The organism is uncultured Phascolarctobacterium sp. (genome assembly GCF_934190775.1).
Classification (GTDB): domain Bacteria; phylum Bacillota; class Negativicutes; order Acidaminococcales; family Acidaminococcaceae; genus Phascolarctobacterium_A.
On record NZ_CAKPTG010000016.1, the window covers coordinates 45,342 to 61,479 of the forward strand.

Annotated in this window: 14 protein-coding genes; 3 read left to right on the forward strand and 11 right to left on the reverse strand. The window is 48.3% G+C overall.

The genetic code is table 11. The features are described 5' to 3' along the window. Positions 1-23 precede the first annotated feature (23 nt). From Q0G26_RS08975 to Q0G26_RS08985, 3 genes are read right to left on the reverse strand one after another with little or no spacing between them, the layout of a single operon-like run. Positions 24-464, reverse strand: coding sequence for a transcriptional repressor (locus Q0G26_RS08975; RefSeq protein WP_293829983.1), 441 nt, complete (start codon positions 462-464; stop codon positions 24-26). 12 nt (positions 465-476) lie between these two features. Next, positions 477-1,274, reverse strand: coding sequence for a metal ABC transporter permease (locus Q0G26_RS08980; RefSeq protein ID WP_293829985.1), 798 nt, complete (start codon positions 1,272-1,274; stop codon positions 477-479). Then, positions 1,274-1,939, reverse strand: a complete 666-nt coding sequence (locus Q0G26_RS08985) for a metal ABC transporter ATP-binding protein (protein ID WP_293829987.1) — start codon at positions 1,937-1,939, stop codon at positions 1,274-1,276. The genes Q0G26_RS08980 and Q0G26_RS08985 overlap by 1 nt, the downstream gene beginning before the upstream one ends. 191 nt (positions 1,940-2,130) lie before the next feature. On the opposite strand from Q0G26_RS08985, the gene Q0G26_RS08990 reads away from it, so the two are divergent. Then, entirely contained in the window at positions 2,131-3,042 is a 912-nt protein-coding gene (locus Q0G26_RS08990) for a zinc ABC transporter substrate-binding protein (protein WP_293829989.1), read from the forward strand. A gap of 140 nt (positions 3,043-3,182) precedes the next feature. On the opposite strand, the gene Q0G26_RS08995 is transcribed toward Q0G26_RS08990, so the two are convergent. From Q0G26_RS08995 to Q0G26_RS09010, 4 genes are all read right to left on the reverse strand, one after another. After that, positions 3,183-3,479 (reverse strand): hypothetical protein, encoded by a 297-nt coding sequence (locus Q0G26_RS08995; RefSeq protein ID WP_210685293.1) that lies wholly within the window; start codon positions 3,477-3,479, stop codon positions 3,183-3,185. Positions 3,480-3,550: 71 nt separating this feature from the next. Further along, on the reverse strand, positions 3,551-4,330 hold the full coding sequence (locus tag Q0G26_RS09000; RefSeq protein WP_293829991.1) for a YgcG family protein: 780 nt from the start codon (positions 4,328-4,330) through the stop codon (positions 3,551-3,553). A 12-nt stretch (positions 4,331-4,342) separates the two neighbouring features. Next, the gene (locus Q0G26_RS09005) at positions 4,343-5,446 is read right to left on the reverse strand and encodes a hypothetical protein (RefSeq protein ID WP_210685291.1); all 1,104 of its coding nucleotides are present in this window, start codon (positions 5,444-5,446) and stop codon (positions 4,343-4,345) included. Between the two features lie 516 nt (positions 5,447-5,962). Next, on the reverse strand, positions 5,963-7,477 hold the full coding sequence (locus tag Q0G26_RS09010; protein WP_293829993.1) for an SPFH domain-containing protein: 1,515 nt from the start codon (positions 7,475-7,477) through the stop codon (positions 5,963-5,965). Positions 7,478-7,888: 411 nt separating this feature from the next. On the opposite strand from Q0G26_RS09010, the gene Q0G26_RS09015 reads away from it, so the two are divergent. Both Q0G26_RS09015 and Q0G26_RS09020 read left to right on the forward strand, forming a co-directional pair. Beyond that, entirely contained in the window at positions 7,889-9,223 is a 1,335-nt protein-coding gene (locus tag Q0G26_RS09015) for an ABC transporter substrate-binding protein (RefSeq protein ID WP_293829995.1), read from the forward strand. A gap of 29 nt (positions 9,224-9,252) precedes the next feature. Beyond that, positions 9,253-11,070 carry a LuxR C-terminal-related transcriptional regulator gene (locus tag Q0G26_RS09020; protein WP_293829997.1) on the forward strand — a complete coding sequence of 606 codons (1,818 nt, stop codon included), beginning with the start codon at positions 9,253-9,255 and terminating at the stop codon, positions 11,068-11,070. Positions 11,071-11,350: 280 nt separating this feature from the next. Here Q0G26_RS09020 and Q0G26_RS09025 read toward each other — a convergent pair whose 3' ends face one another. The 4 genes from Q0G26_RS09025 to Q0G26_RS09040 form a co-directional block, all read right to left on the reverse strand. Further along, positions 11,351-12,409 (reverse strand): hypothetical protein, encoded by a 1,059-nt coding sequence (locus tag Q0G26_RS09025; protein WP_293829999.1) that lies wholly within the window; start codon positions 12,407-12,409, stop codon positions 11,351-11,353. 36 nt (positions 12,410-12,445) lie between these two features. Beyond that, complete coding sequence (locus Q0G26_RS09030) at positions 12,446-14,062, reverse strand: bifunctional UDP-sugar hydrolase/5'-nucleotidase (protein ID WP_293830001.1); 1,617 nt, start codon at positions 14,060-14,062, stop codon at positions 12,446-12,448. Between the two features lie 225 nt (positions 14,063-14,287). Then, a complete protein-coding gene (locus Q0G26_RS09035) occupies positions 14,288-14,935 on the reverse strand; it encodes a hypothetical protein (RefSeq protein ID WP_293830003.1) in 648 nt (215 codons plus the stop codon). Positions 14,936-15,162: 227 nt separating this feature from the next. Next, positions 15,163-15,972: a hypothetical protein gene (locus Q0G26_RS09040; RefSeq protein WP_293830005.1), complete on the reverse strand. Its 810-nt coding sequence runs from the start codon at positions 15,970-15,972 to the stop codon at positions 15,163-15,165. Positions 15,973-16,138 lie beyond the last annotated feature (166 nt).

The window sequence follows — 16,138 nt, forward strand, 5'->3', positions numbered from 1 at the left end:
GCTTTTTCAGAAAAATTTTCTTATTATTTCTGCTTGCGACACTGCGGACAATAACCATACCATTCCAGGTTATGTCCCACAATGGCAAACTCTGTTTTATCCGCCAGCTGCTCCTCAAAATCAGCAATTGGGCAATGGTCTACCTCCACAATGCGGTGACAGCGCAGGCAGACAAGACGATGCCTGTGCCCCAAGGCATGCAGTACAAAGCCATACTTGCGCGCGTCCGCCAGAAAGCTTTTTTCCGTCAGTCCCTTTTGCGTAAAGTTTTCCAGAATACGATAAACCGTCGAAAAATTTATCTCTGCTCCCTGCTCACACAGCTGCTGATAAATATCCTCAGCCGTCAGCACGCCCTCGCTTGCCAACAGCATCTGCAGGATAAGCTGTCTGTGACGGGTATTTTTTAATCCGTAGCGATGCAGATAATCGCGATAATCTGCTGCATTTTTTGTATCAGTCATTATTTTACCCCTTTATGAGACAGCACGTATTTCTTTATAGATGATAATCAGCAGCAGCAAAGCCACCGAAACCAAAGCAGTTACACCGCCCGGCGCCGCACCCAGCCAATAGGATGTGACAAGGCCTGTGATAATGGCGATAAAGCTCAGCACCATCGCAGCCAGCATCGTCACCTTAAAGCCCTTGCCTAGCTGCAGCGCTGCTGCTACCGGCAGTGCAATCAGCGAGCTGATGACCAAAATGCCCACCACACGGATAGAAACAGCAACCATCGCTGCCACCAGCAGAGCAAAGACATAATTAATCAGACGCGTTTTTACGCCGGCAATTTTGGCACCGTCCTCATCAAAGGCCAGCATTACCAGCTGCGGATACAAAAAGTAAACAGCAGCCAGCGACACTACACACAGCACTGCTACCGCCAGCACATCGTCAGGCGTTACGGTCAGAATGCTGCCGAACAAAAATGCTTCTACATTAGTATGCACCATACCGCTGCTGATAATCGTAATCGCAATACCGACAGACAGCGACAGAATGATAACCAGTATAAGCTCCGCATAGCGGCGGAAGCGCTGACGCAAAACCTCAATCAGCACGGCAAAAACAGAGGTTACGGCAAAAGCGCTGATAATCGGGTTCACCTTAACCAGCAGGCCTACCGCTACGCCGGCCAGCGATGCATGTGCCAGCGTATCGCCAATCATGGAATAGCGGCGCAGCACCAAAAACATGCCAATCATAGGACACATTAAAGAAATCAGTACAGAAACCAGCAAGGCATTCTGCATAAAAGCGTATTCCAGCATTATTCCGCACCTCCTACATTATCCTGCATATATTCCTGCACATATTCCTGCGGATTGCAGAAATGACCATAACCGTTCATGACATGATACATTTTATCGGCATTACGTGCCGCAAATTTCAGGTTATGCTCTACCGTGATAAGGGTAATACCCTGCTCATGCAGCTCCTGCATAAATTTATACAGCTCCTGCTGGCTCTTGACATCAATGCCTGTAGAAGGCTCATCAAAAATCAGCAGCTGCGGACTGCCCAGCAGTGCTCTGGCAATGAGTACCTTCTGGCACTGGCCGCCGCTCAGCGTACCGATAAGACGGTCATGCAGGTCGTAAACATGCATCAGCTCCAGACAGCGACGTACTGCCTGCTTATCTGCTACCTTTAATATCCTGCGGTAATATTCCATTACCTCATATACGGTTATCGGAAACTGGCTGTTGAGAGTTTCAAAGCGCTGCGGCACGTAGCCGATGCTGCTAAAAGTATTCTTCAATTCACCTTTTGACGGCTCCAGCAAGCCCAAGAGCAGCTTGACCAGTGTACTTTTGCCGCTGCCGTTTTCGCCGACAATGGCAATATACTCGCCGTCATTTACCTGCATATTGATATCGCGCAGCAGCTCGCTGCCATATTCATAGGCAAATTCTATATGCTTCAGTTCTATCATATTGACTCCTTCATTTACTCACGGCAGCCTGCGCTGCCTTTTTGTTGCAGTAAATATTATAGACCTCGCCTGGCAAATATGCAAGTCATTTGCATTTAGCTTGACAAGAAAGTTCACGGGTGTTATGATAAAATTCGTTATAATATGCAAATCATTTGCGTTTATCTGTGTTTAAATGAGGAGGAGAGCCCATGAAAAAGCTCAATATTATTTTTTGTATTTGCACACTGCTGCTCTGCAATCTGCTGGCAGGCTGCGGCAGCAAGGAGCCTGCACCTGCTGCAGACCATAAGCTGCGGGTTGTGGTAACCTTTAACGCTATGAAAGAATTTACTCAGGCCGTAGGACAGGATAAAATTCATATAACTTCCCTGATTCCCGACGGCACAGAGCCGCATGATTTTCAGCCTACTACTAAAACTATGCAAGCCCTGAGTAAGGCTGATATCCTGATTTACAACAGCACGGGCATGGAGCGTTGGGTGGAGCAGGCAACGCAGGCCGCCGCCAATCCCAAGCTCGTCATTGTAGAAGCTGCCAAGGGAACCGACCGCATCAGCCTTACAGAAGCCGATGAAATCAGAGCACACGGCCAATATGACCCCCACACCTGGCTGAGCCTGAGCTGCGCACAGACAGAGGTAAAAAATATTGCCGAAGCACTGGCAGCCGCAGACAAGGCTAACGCCGATTTCTACCGCAAGAATGCCGCAGAATACAATCAAAAGCTGCAGGCATTGCTTGCTGCCAATCAGAAAAAATTTGCCAAGCTGGAACAAAAAAACTTTGTCACCGGCCATGCTGCCTTTGCTTACCTGTGCCGTGATTTCGGCCTACAGCAGCAAAGCATAGAAGACGTTTTCGCCAGCGGTGAGCCGAGCGCACAAAACCTAGCCAAGCTGACAGCCTACTGCAAGGAGCACAACGTTAAAACTATCTTCGTAGAAGAAGCGGTAAGCCCCAAAACATCGGAAACACTGGCGCGTGAGGTTGGAGCCACAACGCAGGAAATATATACTATCGAATGCAGCAACGGCGAGAAAACCTATCTTACCCGCATGGAAGAAAACCTGGACGCTATTTACAAGAGCCTGGAAAAGTAAAAAAGGCTGCCATCTTGGCAGTAAACAAAATTATCTACGCACAGCAAAACGCCGCGGCTTACGCAGCAGGTCATCGACCTGCCGCAGCCGCGGCGTTTTTTGTGCATCACTGCTTCAGCAGCCAGGCTGCTGAAGCTGATTTACTTTTTGTTTTTGGGCAGCACATCCTCATTCTTGGGCGAATAGGGATTGATATTTTTCAGCTGCTGATTGGGACGGTAATTATCGCGCGCCGACGAGCCCCAGATAATCATCCAGGTCAGAGAAAAGCCCATCAGGAGCCACAAAACAGCCATAGCCGCCGCCGGATACCACGAAAGATTGAACCAGTAGCTAAAGCCCCAAAGCAGCACCGCGATAAACCCCCATTCCCAGTTCACTATCAGGTTGGCAATAAAGCAGATAAAAAAGCCTGAATTTATAGTCGTCCTGCGCATAATAACCTCCTGCTAAAAAAGCGGCCGCGATAAACAATCGCAGCCGCAAAAAGTTTCAGCTCATTTCAATATCAGTAGCTGCCACCGCCGCCGCCATGATCACTATCAGCAGAGCTTTCGCTTACAGAACCATCGTCACTGCTGCCGCCGTTGGATTTAGACTTCGGAACAGCAGAAATGTTGGTGTACAGATAAGTATCATTGCTGTGTGTCAGCGCAAAGGTTTGCTTATCAAGGTAAGCATTTGCTTCAACAGCCTCACGGACATTGCTCATGCCCTGAATCAGGAGTGCACGCCAGCCATAGGCTGCAGCACCGCCGATACCGGCAGCAATTACTAAAGCAAACCAGTTGAAGCCTGCATTAGGATCCCACGGCTCGCCTTCCTTTTCGTAATACTCAAGGAGCTCGCCTGCTTTTTGAGCATAGGTGATGTAGCCTTGGGCATAATTATCTTTCTTGAACTCTGCAACCATCGGCTTGCTCATATACTCAACGCCTTCATTGCCAACGATAACCTGCTTCAGCTGTTTATCGGTAGCAATATACCATTTACGGGTGTTGGTAACCTGCAGCAATACCATGTTGCCCTTGGCACCGTCATTATAAACATCGTCGAGCAGCTTATTGGCATATTCACCGGGAACGGCACCGCCAATTGTCTTCATGGTTACAACAGCAATGCGCACATTATGCGCCTGCTCCTGCTTGTGCAGCTCCGCCAGAACTGCCTGACGCTGCTGCGGCGTAAGAACCTTGGCGTTATCCACCAGGCTGGGCGCAGCAAAGGCTGTTACACTGGCTAACATAAGGGCTGCCAGCATGGTTAAGATTGCAAATAACTTTCTCATTCCGGCACCTCCTTATAAGATGAACTTCACAATGAAGTAGCTGATAATTGTTACAATAATAAAGGTCAGGGCAGTGTAATTACGCAGCTTACCATAGTCAATCGGCAGACTGCCGACAACCTTACCCGTCTGACCGTTCATCATAAAGGTATAGGGCTTACCTTCAAAGCGTGTGGACAGAATCCATACCGGCACCATTGCATAATGCACAGCATTTTCATCCTTAATAACTGCGCAGTCACCGTTGCTGGTTACACGGGTATAGCCTGTAACGGTATCTGCCAGGCAGCCCTCGGCGCTTTTAACAACGCGCGCATCAGCACGTGCTACAGCAGCCTCGGCATCCACATCATACTTATCTGCCAAAAAGCCTGTCAGATAAGCGGTGCTGAAGGGAACCATTTCTTTGTAATCAAACGGCTCGATGCTTTCCATAAAGGTATCGTCCATCTTCTCGCTGCCATCTACAGGAATGCGCTCAAAGGACATGGTGCCTTCACGCTCGCAGTTATAGACAACGGTAGTCGTAACAACCTCATCATCGGTTTCATAAACACTGTCGCTGGCACCCTGATAGCTGCCGCTGGCACTAACCTTGGAGTCAAACAGCCAGAACGGTACATACATCGCCTGGATATCCTCCACACGATTGTTGGCCGTAAAGGAGTTAGGCAGCAGGGTTCTTCCCTTATAGAATTCTTTGAGGGCAGCAACAGCTTCCTCTTTGGTTTTCTTGAAGGGGATGATGAAGTCCGGCTTCAGCATACCCTCGAAGCGGCTCGGCAGCATGGTCGGGCTGCCGCAATAGCAGCATTCTGTTGCCATGGTGTTGCCGTCGCTCACAATCTGCGCACCGCAGCTGGAGCAGGTGAAGGCCTTCATCTGCTCTGCTTCGTCAGCTTCCCATTCGCTGCCGGCAGCAGAGGTATCCCACTTTGCCTCCTTGGCAGCCTGCGCTTTGGCAGCAGCGGCTTCCTTGGCGGCATACATTTCTTCTATAGTCTTAACTTCCAGCTCGGTACCGCAGTATTCACAGGTCACCTTATCATGACCGGGCAAAAACGTCAGCGGCGCGCTGCAGTTAGGGCACTTATAGCCTACAGAGGTTTCAGCCATAATATCACCTCGTTAAAATATAGTTATGCAATTTTGATTGCTCCCGCTCCCCCTCCAGCCACCTATTCGGGCAGCTTGCCTTCCACTCATGAAAGGTGGTTATACATCGCAATTAAATATCGTTCCAGTCAGAAGCAATTTTCCCGTGCCTGAGGGCACAACGCAAATTTCGTGTGGAACCAGGACGAAACGTGCGGCGCCGATTTTGTTCGCAAGTAACTTTTAGTTTTCGGTTGCCTTGTTTCTATGGTTCCGGACACTTATTTGCTAAAATTGCTATTCCTTGCACGATATGTTAATTGCTCGCTAAGGCTTTCGATTCACCCATTGTTTTTTTGCTAACCTTCTTGCCTTCCCCTCGCACTCTTCGAGTATAACACGACCAACATTTTTCATTACATGAAAAATGGGTCTTAGTATAGCGAAGGTGCCGAACGCAGTGAGGCAGAAGGGGGCAGCATAGGAGCATACATCATGCTTGCATTCGCATCTGACGCAAGCTGTTAATATATGAGGTTATTGTTTATCGTTATCGTCGAAAATATCGCCGCACTCAGGGCAGAACTTAGGCGGATGGTGCGGATCTGGCGGCTCCCAGCCACACTTATCGCACTTGTACAGCGGTGCTCCCTCAGGCTTCTTGCTGCCGCATTCAGCGCAGAACTTGCCTTTGTTTACAGCGCCGCAGCTGCAGGTCCAGCCATCCTCTGCCGGTTTGTCTTCCGGCTTCTTGCTGCCGCAGTTAGCGCAGAACTTACCGGTATTGGTAGTGCCACAGCTGCAGGTCCAGCTGCCCTCTGCCGGTTTCGGTTCAGGCTTCTTGCCGCCGCAGTTAGCGCAGAACTTACCGGTATTGGTAGTGCCACAGCTGCAGGTCCAGCCATCTGCTGCCGGTGCTGCTGCCGCAGGGGCGGCAGGGGCGGCCGGCGGCGGAGTAGGAGGTTGCGGCTGTTGCGGATAAGGCGGTTGTCCGTAAGGAGGCTGTTGACCGTAAGGATTCTGTTGAGCATACATCTGCTGCTGTTGTCCTTGGGCAAACAAGCCAGCCACATTTGCGCCACCGGCCATTCCGGCCATATTCATGCCAACAAAGCCGCCCATTGCACCCATGCCGCCTTCATTGCCAGCTGCAATACGCATAGCGTCTGCAGTAGCACCAGCCATAGCTGCTGCTGCACGGTTCGGATTGCTGAGCATCTGGATATCTTTCAGACGTTGAGCATCTTCCTCAGACATGGTTACGCTTGCCAGTGCGAAGGAATAAACCTCTACACCGCGGCGGTCACGCCATTGGTCGCTCAAATCTTCGTTCAAAGCGTTAGCGATTTCTTTGCCATGACGCGGCAGTGCGCTGTAGCGCATACCGTTTTCAGTGAGCGTACCGAGGGCAACGCCCAGGCTCATCATGAGCTCGCTCTTCATCTGGCTGTCAATCTGGTCACGACGATATTCGTCAGTAATGTTGGAGCATACATTGGTGTAGAACAGCAGCGGATTGGTAATCTTATAGCTGTATTCACCAAAGCAACGGATACCAACTTCCCAATCAATGCCTAAGTTGTTGTCAATCAGGCGTACAGGAATCGGCTGAGCGGTGCCAAACTTGTTGCCGTAAATTTCCTTCATATTGAAGTAATATACGCGCTGGTCCTTGCCGGGGTCACCGCCGAAGGTGAAACGTTTACCGATCTGACCGAAAATTGCCTTTACATTATCCTTCAGATCGCCGGTAAAGATAGACGGTTCAGTAGAAGTATCGTATACATATTCGCCGGGCTCGTTGCACATATCTACAACTTTGCCCTGCTCAACGATAATCATGCACTGACCTTCGTTGACAGCAACAACGCTGCCATTACTGATGATGTTGTCTTCTGCAGAAGTGTTGGAGCTGCGTCCTTGGCTGGACGTACGCTTCATACCCTTGGTTACCAGAACCTCGGGAGGCATGCTTTCGCAATAGAAAAACTCTTTCCATTGGTCGCCCAGTACGCCGCCTACAGCGCCCATTGCCGCTTTAATTAAACCCATAATACAACCTCCTTTTGTATCACTAAAAATTTAACAATTATATTTTATCAAAACCCGTTTAATATTAACAGGACTTTGAATAAAACGGTTGTACTCTTATCAGACAAGAAATTGCAAAATATTTATCTTATCCTTATCTGTAGTAAAAAGCTATTCACTAATACTTTGATTTGTGATAAACTAATTGTTAGACAATCTTAGCAAATCATCTGTGCAGGTAAGCTGTTTTCGCTTCCTTGCCTTTAGTTTAATATAAAAATTGCATTTCGTCACTACACCAAATGGTTAATTCGGGTAGGATAAGGTAATTTTTTTCATATTTTTTTCCATACTTTTAAAAAAATCCCTTTCAGGAGGTTGTTTTATGTCTTTTTGTAACAAAAAAAAAAATTCGTTTCACTGTATATTTTTTTGGCTTTAATATTAATCTGTCTCGGCACTGTTTTGAGCAGCGGCTGCGGCAGTAAGGCATCACTCGACCCAACCAAGCCGGTAACTCTCACCATCTGGCACGTTTACGGCAACCAGACCAATTCTCCGTTTAATGATACCATCGAAAAATTTAATGCCTCTGAAGGTAAGGCCAAGGGCGTTATCGTTAAGGTTGCTTCCGTGAGCAGCTCTAACGTTATCGACAAGGCTCTGTTCGCCTCTGCCAAGCAGGAGCCAGGCGCAGTGCCGTTGCCCGACCTTTTTACCGCCTACCCGCGTGTTATCCCCGCAATGCACGATAAGCTGCTACATTGGGACAAATATCTTGATAAAGAAGATTTAGCTGTTTACCAGCCGGAATTTTTAGCCGAAGGCTATCAGGATAAGGAGCTGCTGATGCTGCCGGTAGCAAAATCCACCGAGCTGCTTTTTGTAAATCAGACATATTTTGACCGCTTTGCTGCGGCAACAGGTGCCAGTACCGAGGATTTTGCCGACTATGACAAGCTTTTTGCGCTCTGCCGCAAGTATTATGCCTGGACTGGCGGCAAAAACATGTGCCAGCTCGATGATTTCTACAATTATTATCTTACCAGCATGGCGTCTTTAGGCGACCCGTTAATCAAAGACGGCAAGCCTGATCTGGCCAGCTCCAACTTTAAGCGTGTCTTCCGTGCTGCAGCCGAGCCTGCAATTGCCGGTGGCCTGGGTATTGAAAAGGGCTATGCTGCTGACGCCTGGAAAACAGCCGATTTAATCAGCAACGTAGGTTCCACCGCTGCTATTCTTTATATGCGCGATTATGTAACTAATCCTGACAACACGCGCGAAACCATTGTTACCAACTATTATCCCTGCCCTGTTTTCAGTGGCGGTAAGGTGACACTGCTGCAGCGCGGTGTAGGTCTGTTTGCCATCAAGAACAGTGATGAACGTAAAAACCTTGGTGCCGTTGTTTTTGCCAAATGGCTGGCGCAGGAAAACAGCAACTTGAATTTTGCTATACAGGCAGGCTACCTGCCAACCAATAAAGAAGCATTGCCCAAACTGCTGAACAATCCGCAAGAGGTGCATAACTTCAAATATCGCAAGCTGTATACATGCATGCAGCAGGTATACAAAAAAGGCACCTGGCTGCATCTGCCACACAATGCTGCTGAAATACAGCAGAATCTTGAATATGGCAGTAAAAACATTCTGCGTGCTGCCCATCAGCAATATCTGCAGGAAGTTGCCGGTGGCGCTAATCCTCAGCAGACGCTTGATAAATTGGTAGAAGAAAGCTACCAAAAGCTGCTGAACTATAAGCAATAAGCCTTGCAAGCTTGCCAAGGAGGCTACTGATGCTCGATAAGCTTACCAAATTAAAAAGATTACAGCTCATTAGCAAGGAAATCTGGCAAAATAAGCGTTCCATGCGCGGCCGTTTTATTATTTACCTGCTGTCATTAGTACTGCTGGCAGGTTCTGCTATGCTGATACTGTTAAACGTTATCGGCATAGTACAGCCGCCAAGCCATGATATCGACCGGTTTCTTGAATACGAGCTTAACACCCGTACCAACGATATCAAACGCCAGATGAACGCGCTGGCTGCCCACAATATCGATTTGTCGCAGCAGCTGCAGCATGATATCGAAGGCGTGATGATGGAAAAGGGAATTTATAACAATTATGAGGCCCTGGACAATAACCCCGAGGCCTTGACCGCCATTCAGCAGGCAACCTACCAGACTCTTGCTGCCAAGATGCAGCAGGCTCCGGCCAGCGGTGCCTTATATCTGATTAACGCCAGTGTCAACACGAATCTGTTGGAACCTACCTATAATGGTCTTTTTCTCAAATTTACCAATATCTATTCAGAAAACACCCTTTTCAACGAAATCTGTATGTTCCGCGGCAACCCTCAGGTTGCCCGCAATAATAACATCAGCCTTTACAGCACCTGGCAGCTGGAGCTTAATGTCCACGCCTATCCGCAGGCCGATAAGCTGCTTCATGCCCAGAATAACAATATTTCCCAACAATATATACTTACCGACGTTGCCCACCTCAAAGAAAGCTGGGAGCAGTCCCGTCTTTTCCTGATGCCTATTAACAGTAATGACGGCAGGATCATCGGTATCTGCGGCTTTGAAATCAGCAGCGTTTACTTCCAACAGCGCACCAAGCAGGCCAATTACAAGGGTTATCCGCTGATTGTCGCTATTCTCGATAAAAAAGCGGACAACGAATACCAGGGACAGCTTTCCAATCCGGCCTCCTTCGTCAATGCTACTATAAAAACCAGCTCTGACGGCGAGCATGAATTCTTTACTGCTGGTCAGGAGCGCTTCATCGGCTTCACAGCTCCCTTGACGGTCGGTGCCTCGGAGCACAGGGTAGCAGTCATGCTGCCTACCGACAGCTATTATCATCTGCAGAGGCAGGCTAAAATGCGTCTGCTGATAATGCTGGGTATTATCCTGCTGCTTTCATTGCTGTCTGCCGGTTATTTCAGCAAAAAATATGTAGACCCCTTGTTAACGGACTTGCGACAGCTGCAGCAGAATCCGGAAGCACCTCCGCAATCGAAGGTGCTGGAGCTTAACCAGTTCTTCGAGTTTTTGCAGAACCATTCTGAACAGCAGGCTGAAAAACTGCGTCAGCTGCAAAGTGAAAATAACGAAGTACAAAAGCAATACGGTCAGGCAGCTGTGCGCTTACAGGAAGCACAGGAAAAGCAAAAGCAAACTTTCAACCAATACATCCAACTGGAGCAACAGCTTGCCGCCCTGCAGGACGAAATCACGCAGGTACGCCAGCAGATGGAGCAGACGCAGCAGGAAAAGCTGCAAGCTCAACAGGAGCGTGAGCAGGCTCAGCAGCAGTTCAACTTTGCCCAGGCTGCCCTGGAAAAGGCTATTGAAAAGAAGCTGGAGACCGTCGACCCCGACAGCTATAAGATGTTTGTCGATAATCTGGCGACCCTGACACCTAAGGAAGAGGACATCTTCAACCTTTATGTGCAGGGCTGCTCGACAAAAGCTATTATCAGCCAGCTGGGCATCACCGAAAACACCTTAAAATATCACAATAAAAACATCTACGGCAAGCTGGGTGTGAAAACCCGTAAGGAGCTGCTGCAGTATATCGAACTGATGCGCAACGCAGAGCACTGACGCGCAGCGCATTGAAAAAGCCTCCGGCGAGTTTACTCGTCGGAGGCTTTCTTTATGGGTTAGGGGTTACTATTGCAATATTAACTTTATCGCTCACTTTATCGCTCACTTTATCGCTCATTTTATCGCTCATTTTTATGCTATATATAGCCATACACACTGCTAACACCAAATATCCAATTTAAGCTATAATTCAAACACCCCCAAAATATATCTTTCGGGGGTGCTCAAATCTTTATTTCTTAAATTTTACAGCTTCTGTCATACCTTCTACCCTACATTACAGCTGCAGGATGAAGAATTCATCATCAACATTTTTTCTGCCTCTGCTGAGGGAAAGCAGAACTCTGTTATCAGGCATATTACTCAGGTTTACCCAAATATTGCTGTCAACTTCCTTATTATCGGTCAAATCCTTATAGCTGACAGTATCAAGCAGCATGCCGGTACTCTTTCTGTAAATAAACAGCTGCTGCTTGTCTACAGCGGAATCGCTGACTACCAGATATTCATCAGTCAAAGCTATATCGGTCAAGTTATGCATAGCCTTGCTATCTTCACGTTTTTCCTTGCCGATGACGCGTTTTTGCTTGCCATTGAAGTCATAAACGCTTACCAGGCCTACATCCTGAGTGCCGATACGTGCATTGCCGCCAACATAGAAATCACCGTTTCTGTCTGCAACAACGCTCTGCGGAATATTGATTTTATCCTTGTCGTCAGCAGCACGGCTTCTGGATTCCTTACGTACTGTGCCTAAATTCTTGCCTACTCTGTAGCCGTTGCGCAGTTCAACCTTTCTCATATCGCCCTGGTTCATCCAGATCAAAGCCTTGTCAGCATTGCCCTGAGGAATAACCGCAAGATTATTGAAGCTTCCTTGTGCCTCTTCAATGCGCTTAGTTTCGCTATCGAAATAGTTGAGTCTCATTCTCTTATTGTTATAGAAAATGCCTCTGGTGCCATCGGAAGAAATCTTAGCATTACCGGACAAAGCATCAACATTATTGTCCAATATGCGCAGACCATCTTTATCCCACTGCATCTGCACAAGTCTGTCCTTAATGTTGGCATAAATCATATCTCTGCCGACAACAGCCAGCTTCATGCCCTTGCCATAGGAATTTTCCAGACGCACTTTAGAATTATTCTTCAGCGCAAACAGCTTAAAGGTTCTACCACCGGCCTTAATATCCTTGTTCGGCAAATCCTTCAAATCGGCAGCAATCGGTTTTGGTTTAGGGGGCTCGCTGGTGCCCTTGTCACCGCCGCAGCCGGCAATAAAGCTGCAGGCCAGAAGTCCGGCCAAAATTCCCATCGCCATACGTTTCTTCAACATAACAATCATCTCCTCATTTTACTATGGAAAAGCTTTTTATTTAATTACAATACGACCATCGCCGTAAGGATTAGCATATTGCTCGCCAACCTTGCCATTCAGATGGTTCTGCAGGTATTCCATAATCGTATCTGCATCGCTCATCATTTCGTCCTGCACCAGATGCGCGCCCTTGAACATCGTCATGCCGTCGCCACCGGATTTGAGCATGTAGGAGGTGCCGCCAACGGTGTATTTTTTCTTAACGTCTAACGGTTTGCCGCCAATCTTGACATCGCTGACGCGACGGGCACCGGCAACACGCACGAAGTTGCCCTTGGCATCAAGCTCGATGCTGGAGGGAACAGAGCTGTCAATCGTGTAGCTCAGGCCTGATACCTGCATAAAGCCACCACTTTCTTCAGGATAGCTGATTGCGCCCATCTCCAGCGCATCCAGAATCTGTTGACCGCTTACCTCTAAAACTACGCACATGTTACCGAAGGGGAAGGCCTCCAGCAAATCGTTGTAGCTGATTACGCCGGTTTTGATTTCGTTGCGGATACTGCCGCCGTTTGCCAGCACTACATCGCAATCCAGCACTGCTCTATAGGCATCGGCAACAAAGTCGCCCAAGCTGCATTCACGGTTACGCACGATGCGCTCACCGGTTGCGGGATCATTGCTGCGCAGTTGCACAATTGCTTCGCCTACAGGCTGCTTCAGCAAAGGCTCATAGGTTTTTATTTCCTGGGCAATAACTCTGCTAATAGTAGCGTCCTTGCCGTTGGATTTAGTAAGCAGCTGACTCTTCAGCTTGCCGTCAGGAGTAATTACCAGCTCGCCTACAGTTTTGAGCTTGGTACCAGTCTGAGCCAGCAGCACGTCCTTGCCGACTTTGTTTTTAACCATACGGGTGAAACGCTCGTGAGAATGGCCGTCGATAACAGCGTCAACGCCCTGAGTGTTTTTAGCAACGCTTTCGCTGCTCCACTGCGGGGTAGTGCCGTCCATACCTAAATGGCCTACGATGAATACATAGTCTGCGCCTTCCTTGCGTGCCTTGTCGATATTCTTCTGCAGCTGCTTGTACAGCTTATTGCCGCTCTTATCCTCGCAGAAGCTATAGATATACTGTCCCTTCTCATTTTGGAAGAAGGTCGGCGTAGAGGTCGTCAGGCTTTCCGGGGTGCTTGCGCCGATAAAGGCCACCTTGGTATCCTCATACTGCATAATCTTGTAGCCAGGCAGAACCTGCTTGTTATTGCCTGCATAAACAAAGTTAGCGCAATAGTAGCCTGCACGCTGCAGCGGCACCAGCTCCATAAAGCGTTCCATGCCATAGTCAAATTCGTGGTTACCGGGAATGCAAAAATCATAGCCCAGATAATTCATAATGCTGACAACAGCCAGGCCACGGGAAAGCTTACCAATCGGTGCGCCCTGAATGGCATCACCTGCATCAACCAGCGCTACGTTCGGCGTTCTGGCCAGGGTATCGCGTTTAATCTGCGCCAGGCCATCAAAGCCGATATTATCATTAATACCACAATGGATATCATTAGTATGCAGAATAACAATGTCATGCTCCAGCGCCCACGCCATCAGCGGAGCGGAAACCGTCATCGCTGCAGTCACTAAAAACAGCGATGTTTTTTTCAGGAATTTTTTCATATACACCACTTCCTTCCATCTTTGTACCTTCATTATACGCTCAAAAAAGCAAAAGCACCCTACCCGAAAGCCTGATTTCGGGTAGGGTGGCAGGAAATTTTAAAGATTTTCGGGCTATTAGGGCCAAAAAATACAGCTTCCCAGGTGGCAGGCAAGCAATTTTGCTTGCTGCCACAGGAAAGCTGCCTGCTTTATGCTACACTGATTTTCTCAGCTGCACAATTCTTAAGACCACGGATCATCTGCTGCCGGAGTTTTGATGCCGCTCAGCAATCCCTTGTAATCCCACAGGAACCATTCGCCGATAGAAGCCTTTTGGCGTACAGTCATCGGACGCGGGCTGTCAGCGCCGCCGCAGCTAATCATGAAGCGTGCATAGCCTTCCTCCTGATAAGTGTAGGCATTAGTTTTAACCTCTACAGTATACGGCATATCCGGCTGATAGTTGTTCGCCGGAGTTGCTCCCATGAAGTAGGAGCGCATCAGATACTGTCTGCCGCGGAAACGGTCTGCAAGGAACTGTTCATCTCTTTTAGGCACCGGTCTTGGTCCCAGCAGCTTGTTGAGCATAGCAATTGCCTCTGCCGGATTGGTTTCGTAGCGAGCCAGTGCTGCTACAGTGTAAGCTGCAACCTGCTGAGCATCGGTTTCCGGTCCGATTTCAGCTGCCGATTGCGGCAGATTCTGGAAAATGACACGTCTGGTTTTTTCTTGCTTCTCCACTTTATTCACCGCCCTGTTAATAGTATTATCAATGGTTCTGTCAATCATTCTGTCTACGCCAATTCTTCTGTTCCAGTCAAGAGCTTCTGCAGATTGCAATTGTCCCGCCAAAAGCATTGCGCAGCAAGCTAATACAATACCTTTCTTCATTTGTTGCACCTCCTCAGAATAATCCTGCGCTGTTAGATACGCAGGCATGCTTCCTTACAAGCTCATTGTACAACGAAATTTGCTAAAGCACCCCACCCAAACTGCCTATTTCGGGTAGGATGAGCAAAATTTTTCTGTTTTTTAAGGAAATTTCTGCCAAAAACAGCAATCTCAGTAACCGCATCAGCGCCACACCATTGCCAAAATCTTGCGCAAGCATCTGCTGCCTACTCATCGGTCAAATCGTAAATCCTCCTTACCGTGCCGTCGTCGGCAACATTATAAATCAGCCTGCCGCTTTTCTCTACCAGATAGCGCGCATCCTTAAATTGCACCGGATTAGGAGCATCCGGATCTCCCATCTTAGTCATAGTATGATAGCTGTAACGCTTGTCAACATCAGGATACAAAGCCTTTTCTTGTTCCCACTGATAATCCCAGAAGCTGAAATGGTAGTTGTTTCTGTCCAGTAAATTAACATTCGGCTCCAGTACCAGCTGCAAGAACAGCACCGCTACATTCCAAGGCATTTCCGTTTCACCCTGCACAAAGCGAGTACCTCTTTTGTTGCTTCTTTCATAGGTACCGGTCAGGGAGGGCAGCACCCGATTATTACCCTCAGGCTCACCCAAAATCCAGGCACCGTACAGCTTGCTCTGCGCCCGATAGCCCTGCGGACTAGCCAAAGCATACTTTTCATAAAGCGGCATACTATATCTGTACCGAGAAGGATAACCCATACCATTTTCATAGCTTGCAAGACTTGGCACATGCAGATAACCGATAAAACGCTCACCGTCATGCGCAAAACGCACCACACCACTCGCCTCGGTCTCATAGCGGTAATGGTCGTCCTGCCATTCGCCGCTGTGCACCTTCAAATCCATCAAAACGCCGCGCGTAGTTTCATACACCATAGCACCGCCCTCAACATGGGTAGCAGGATTATACATCTCATAATAATCAGCCTGCGCAACCGACATCCCGCCGTACAACAGCAGCGCACCGCACGCCAAAGCACACAAAAGCTTCTTCATAAGCTCACCTCCAAACAACAAGCAACCCCCTTCCGCCTCACTACGTTCGACACCTTCCCCAAGGGGAAGGCAAGAAGGATAGCAGAACGCCAGCACGAGCAATTAACATATCGTGTAAGGAATAGCAATTTTAGCAAATGAGTGCTTGGAACCATAGAAGCAAGGG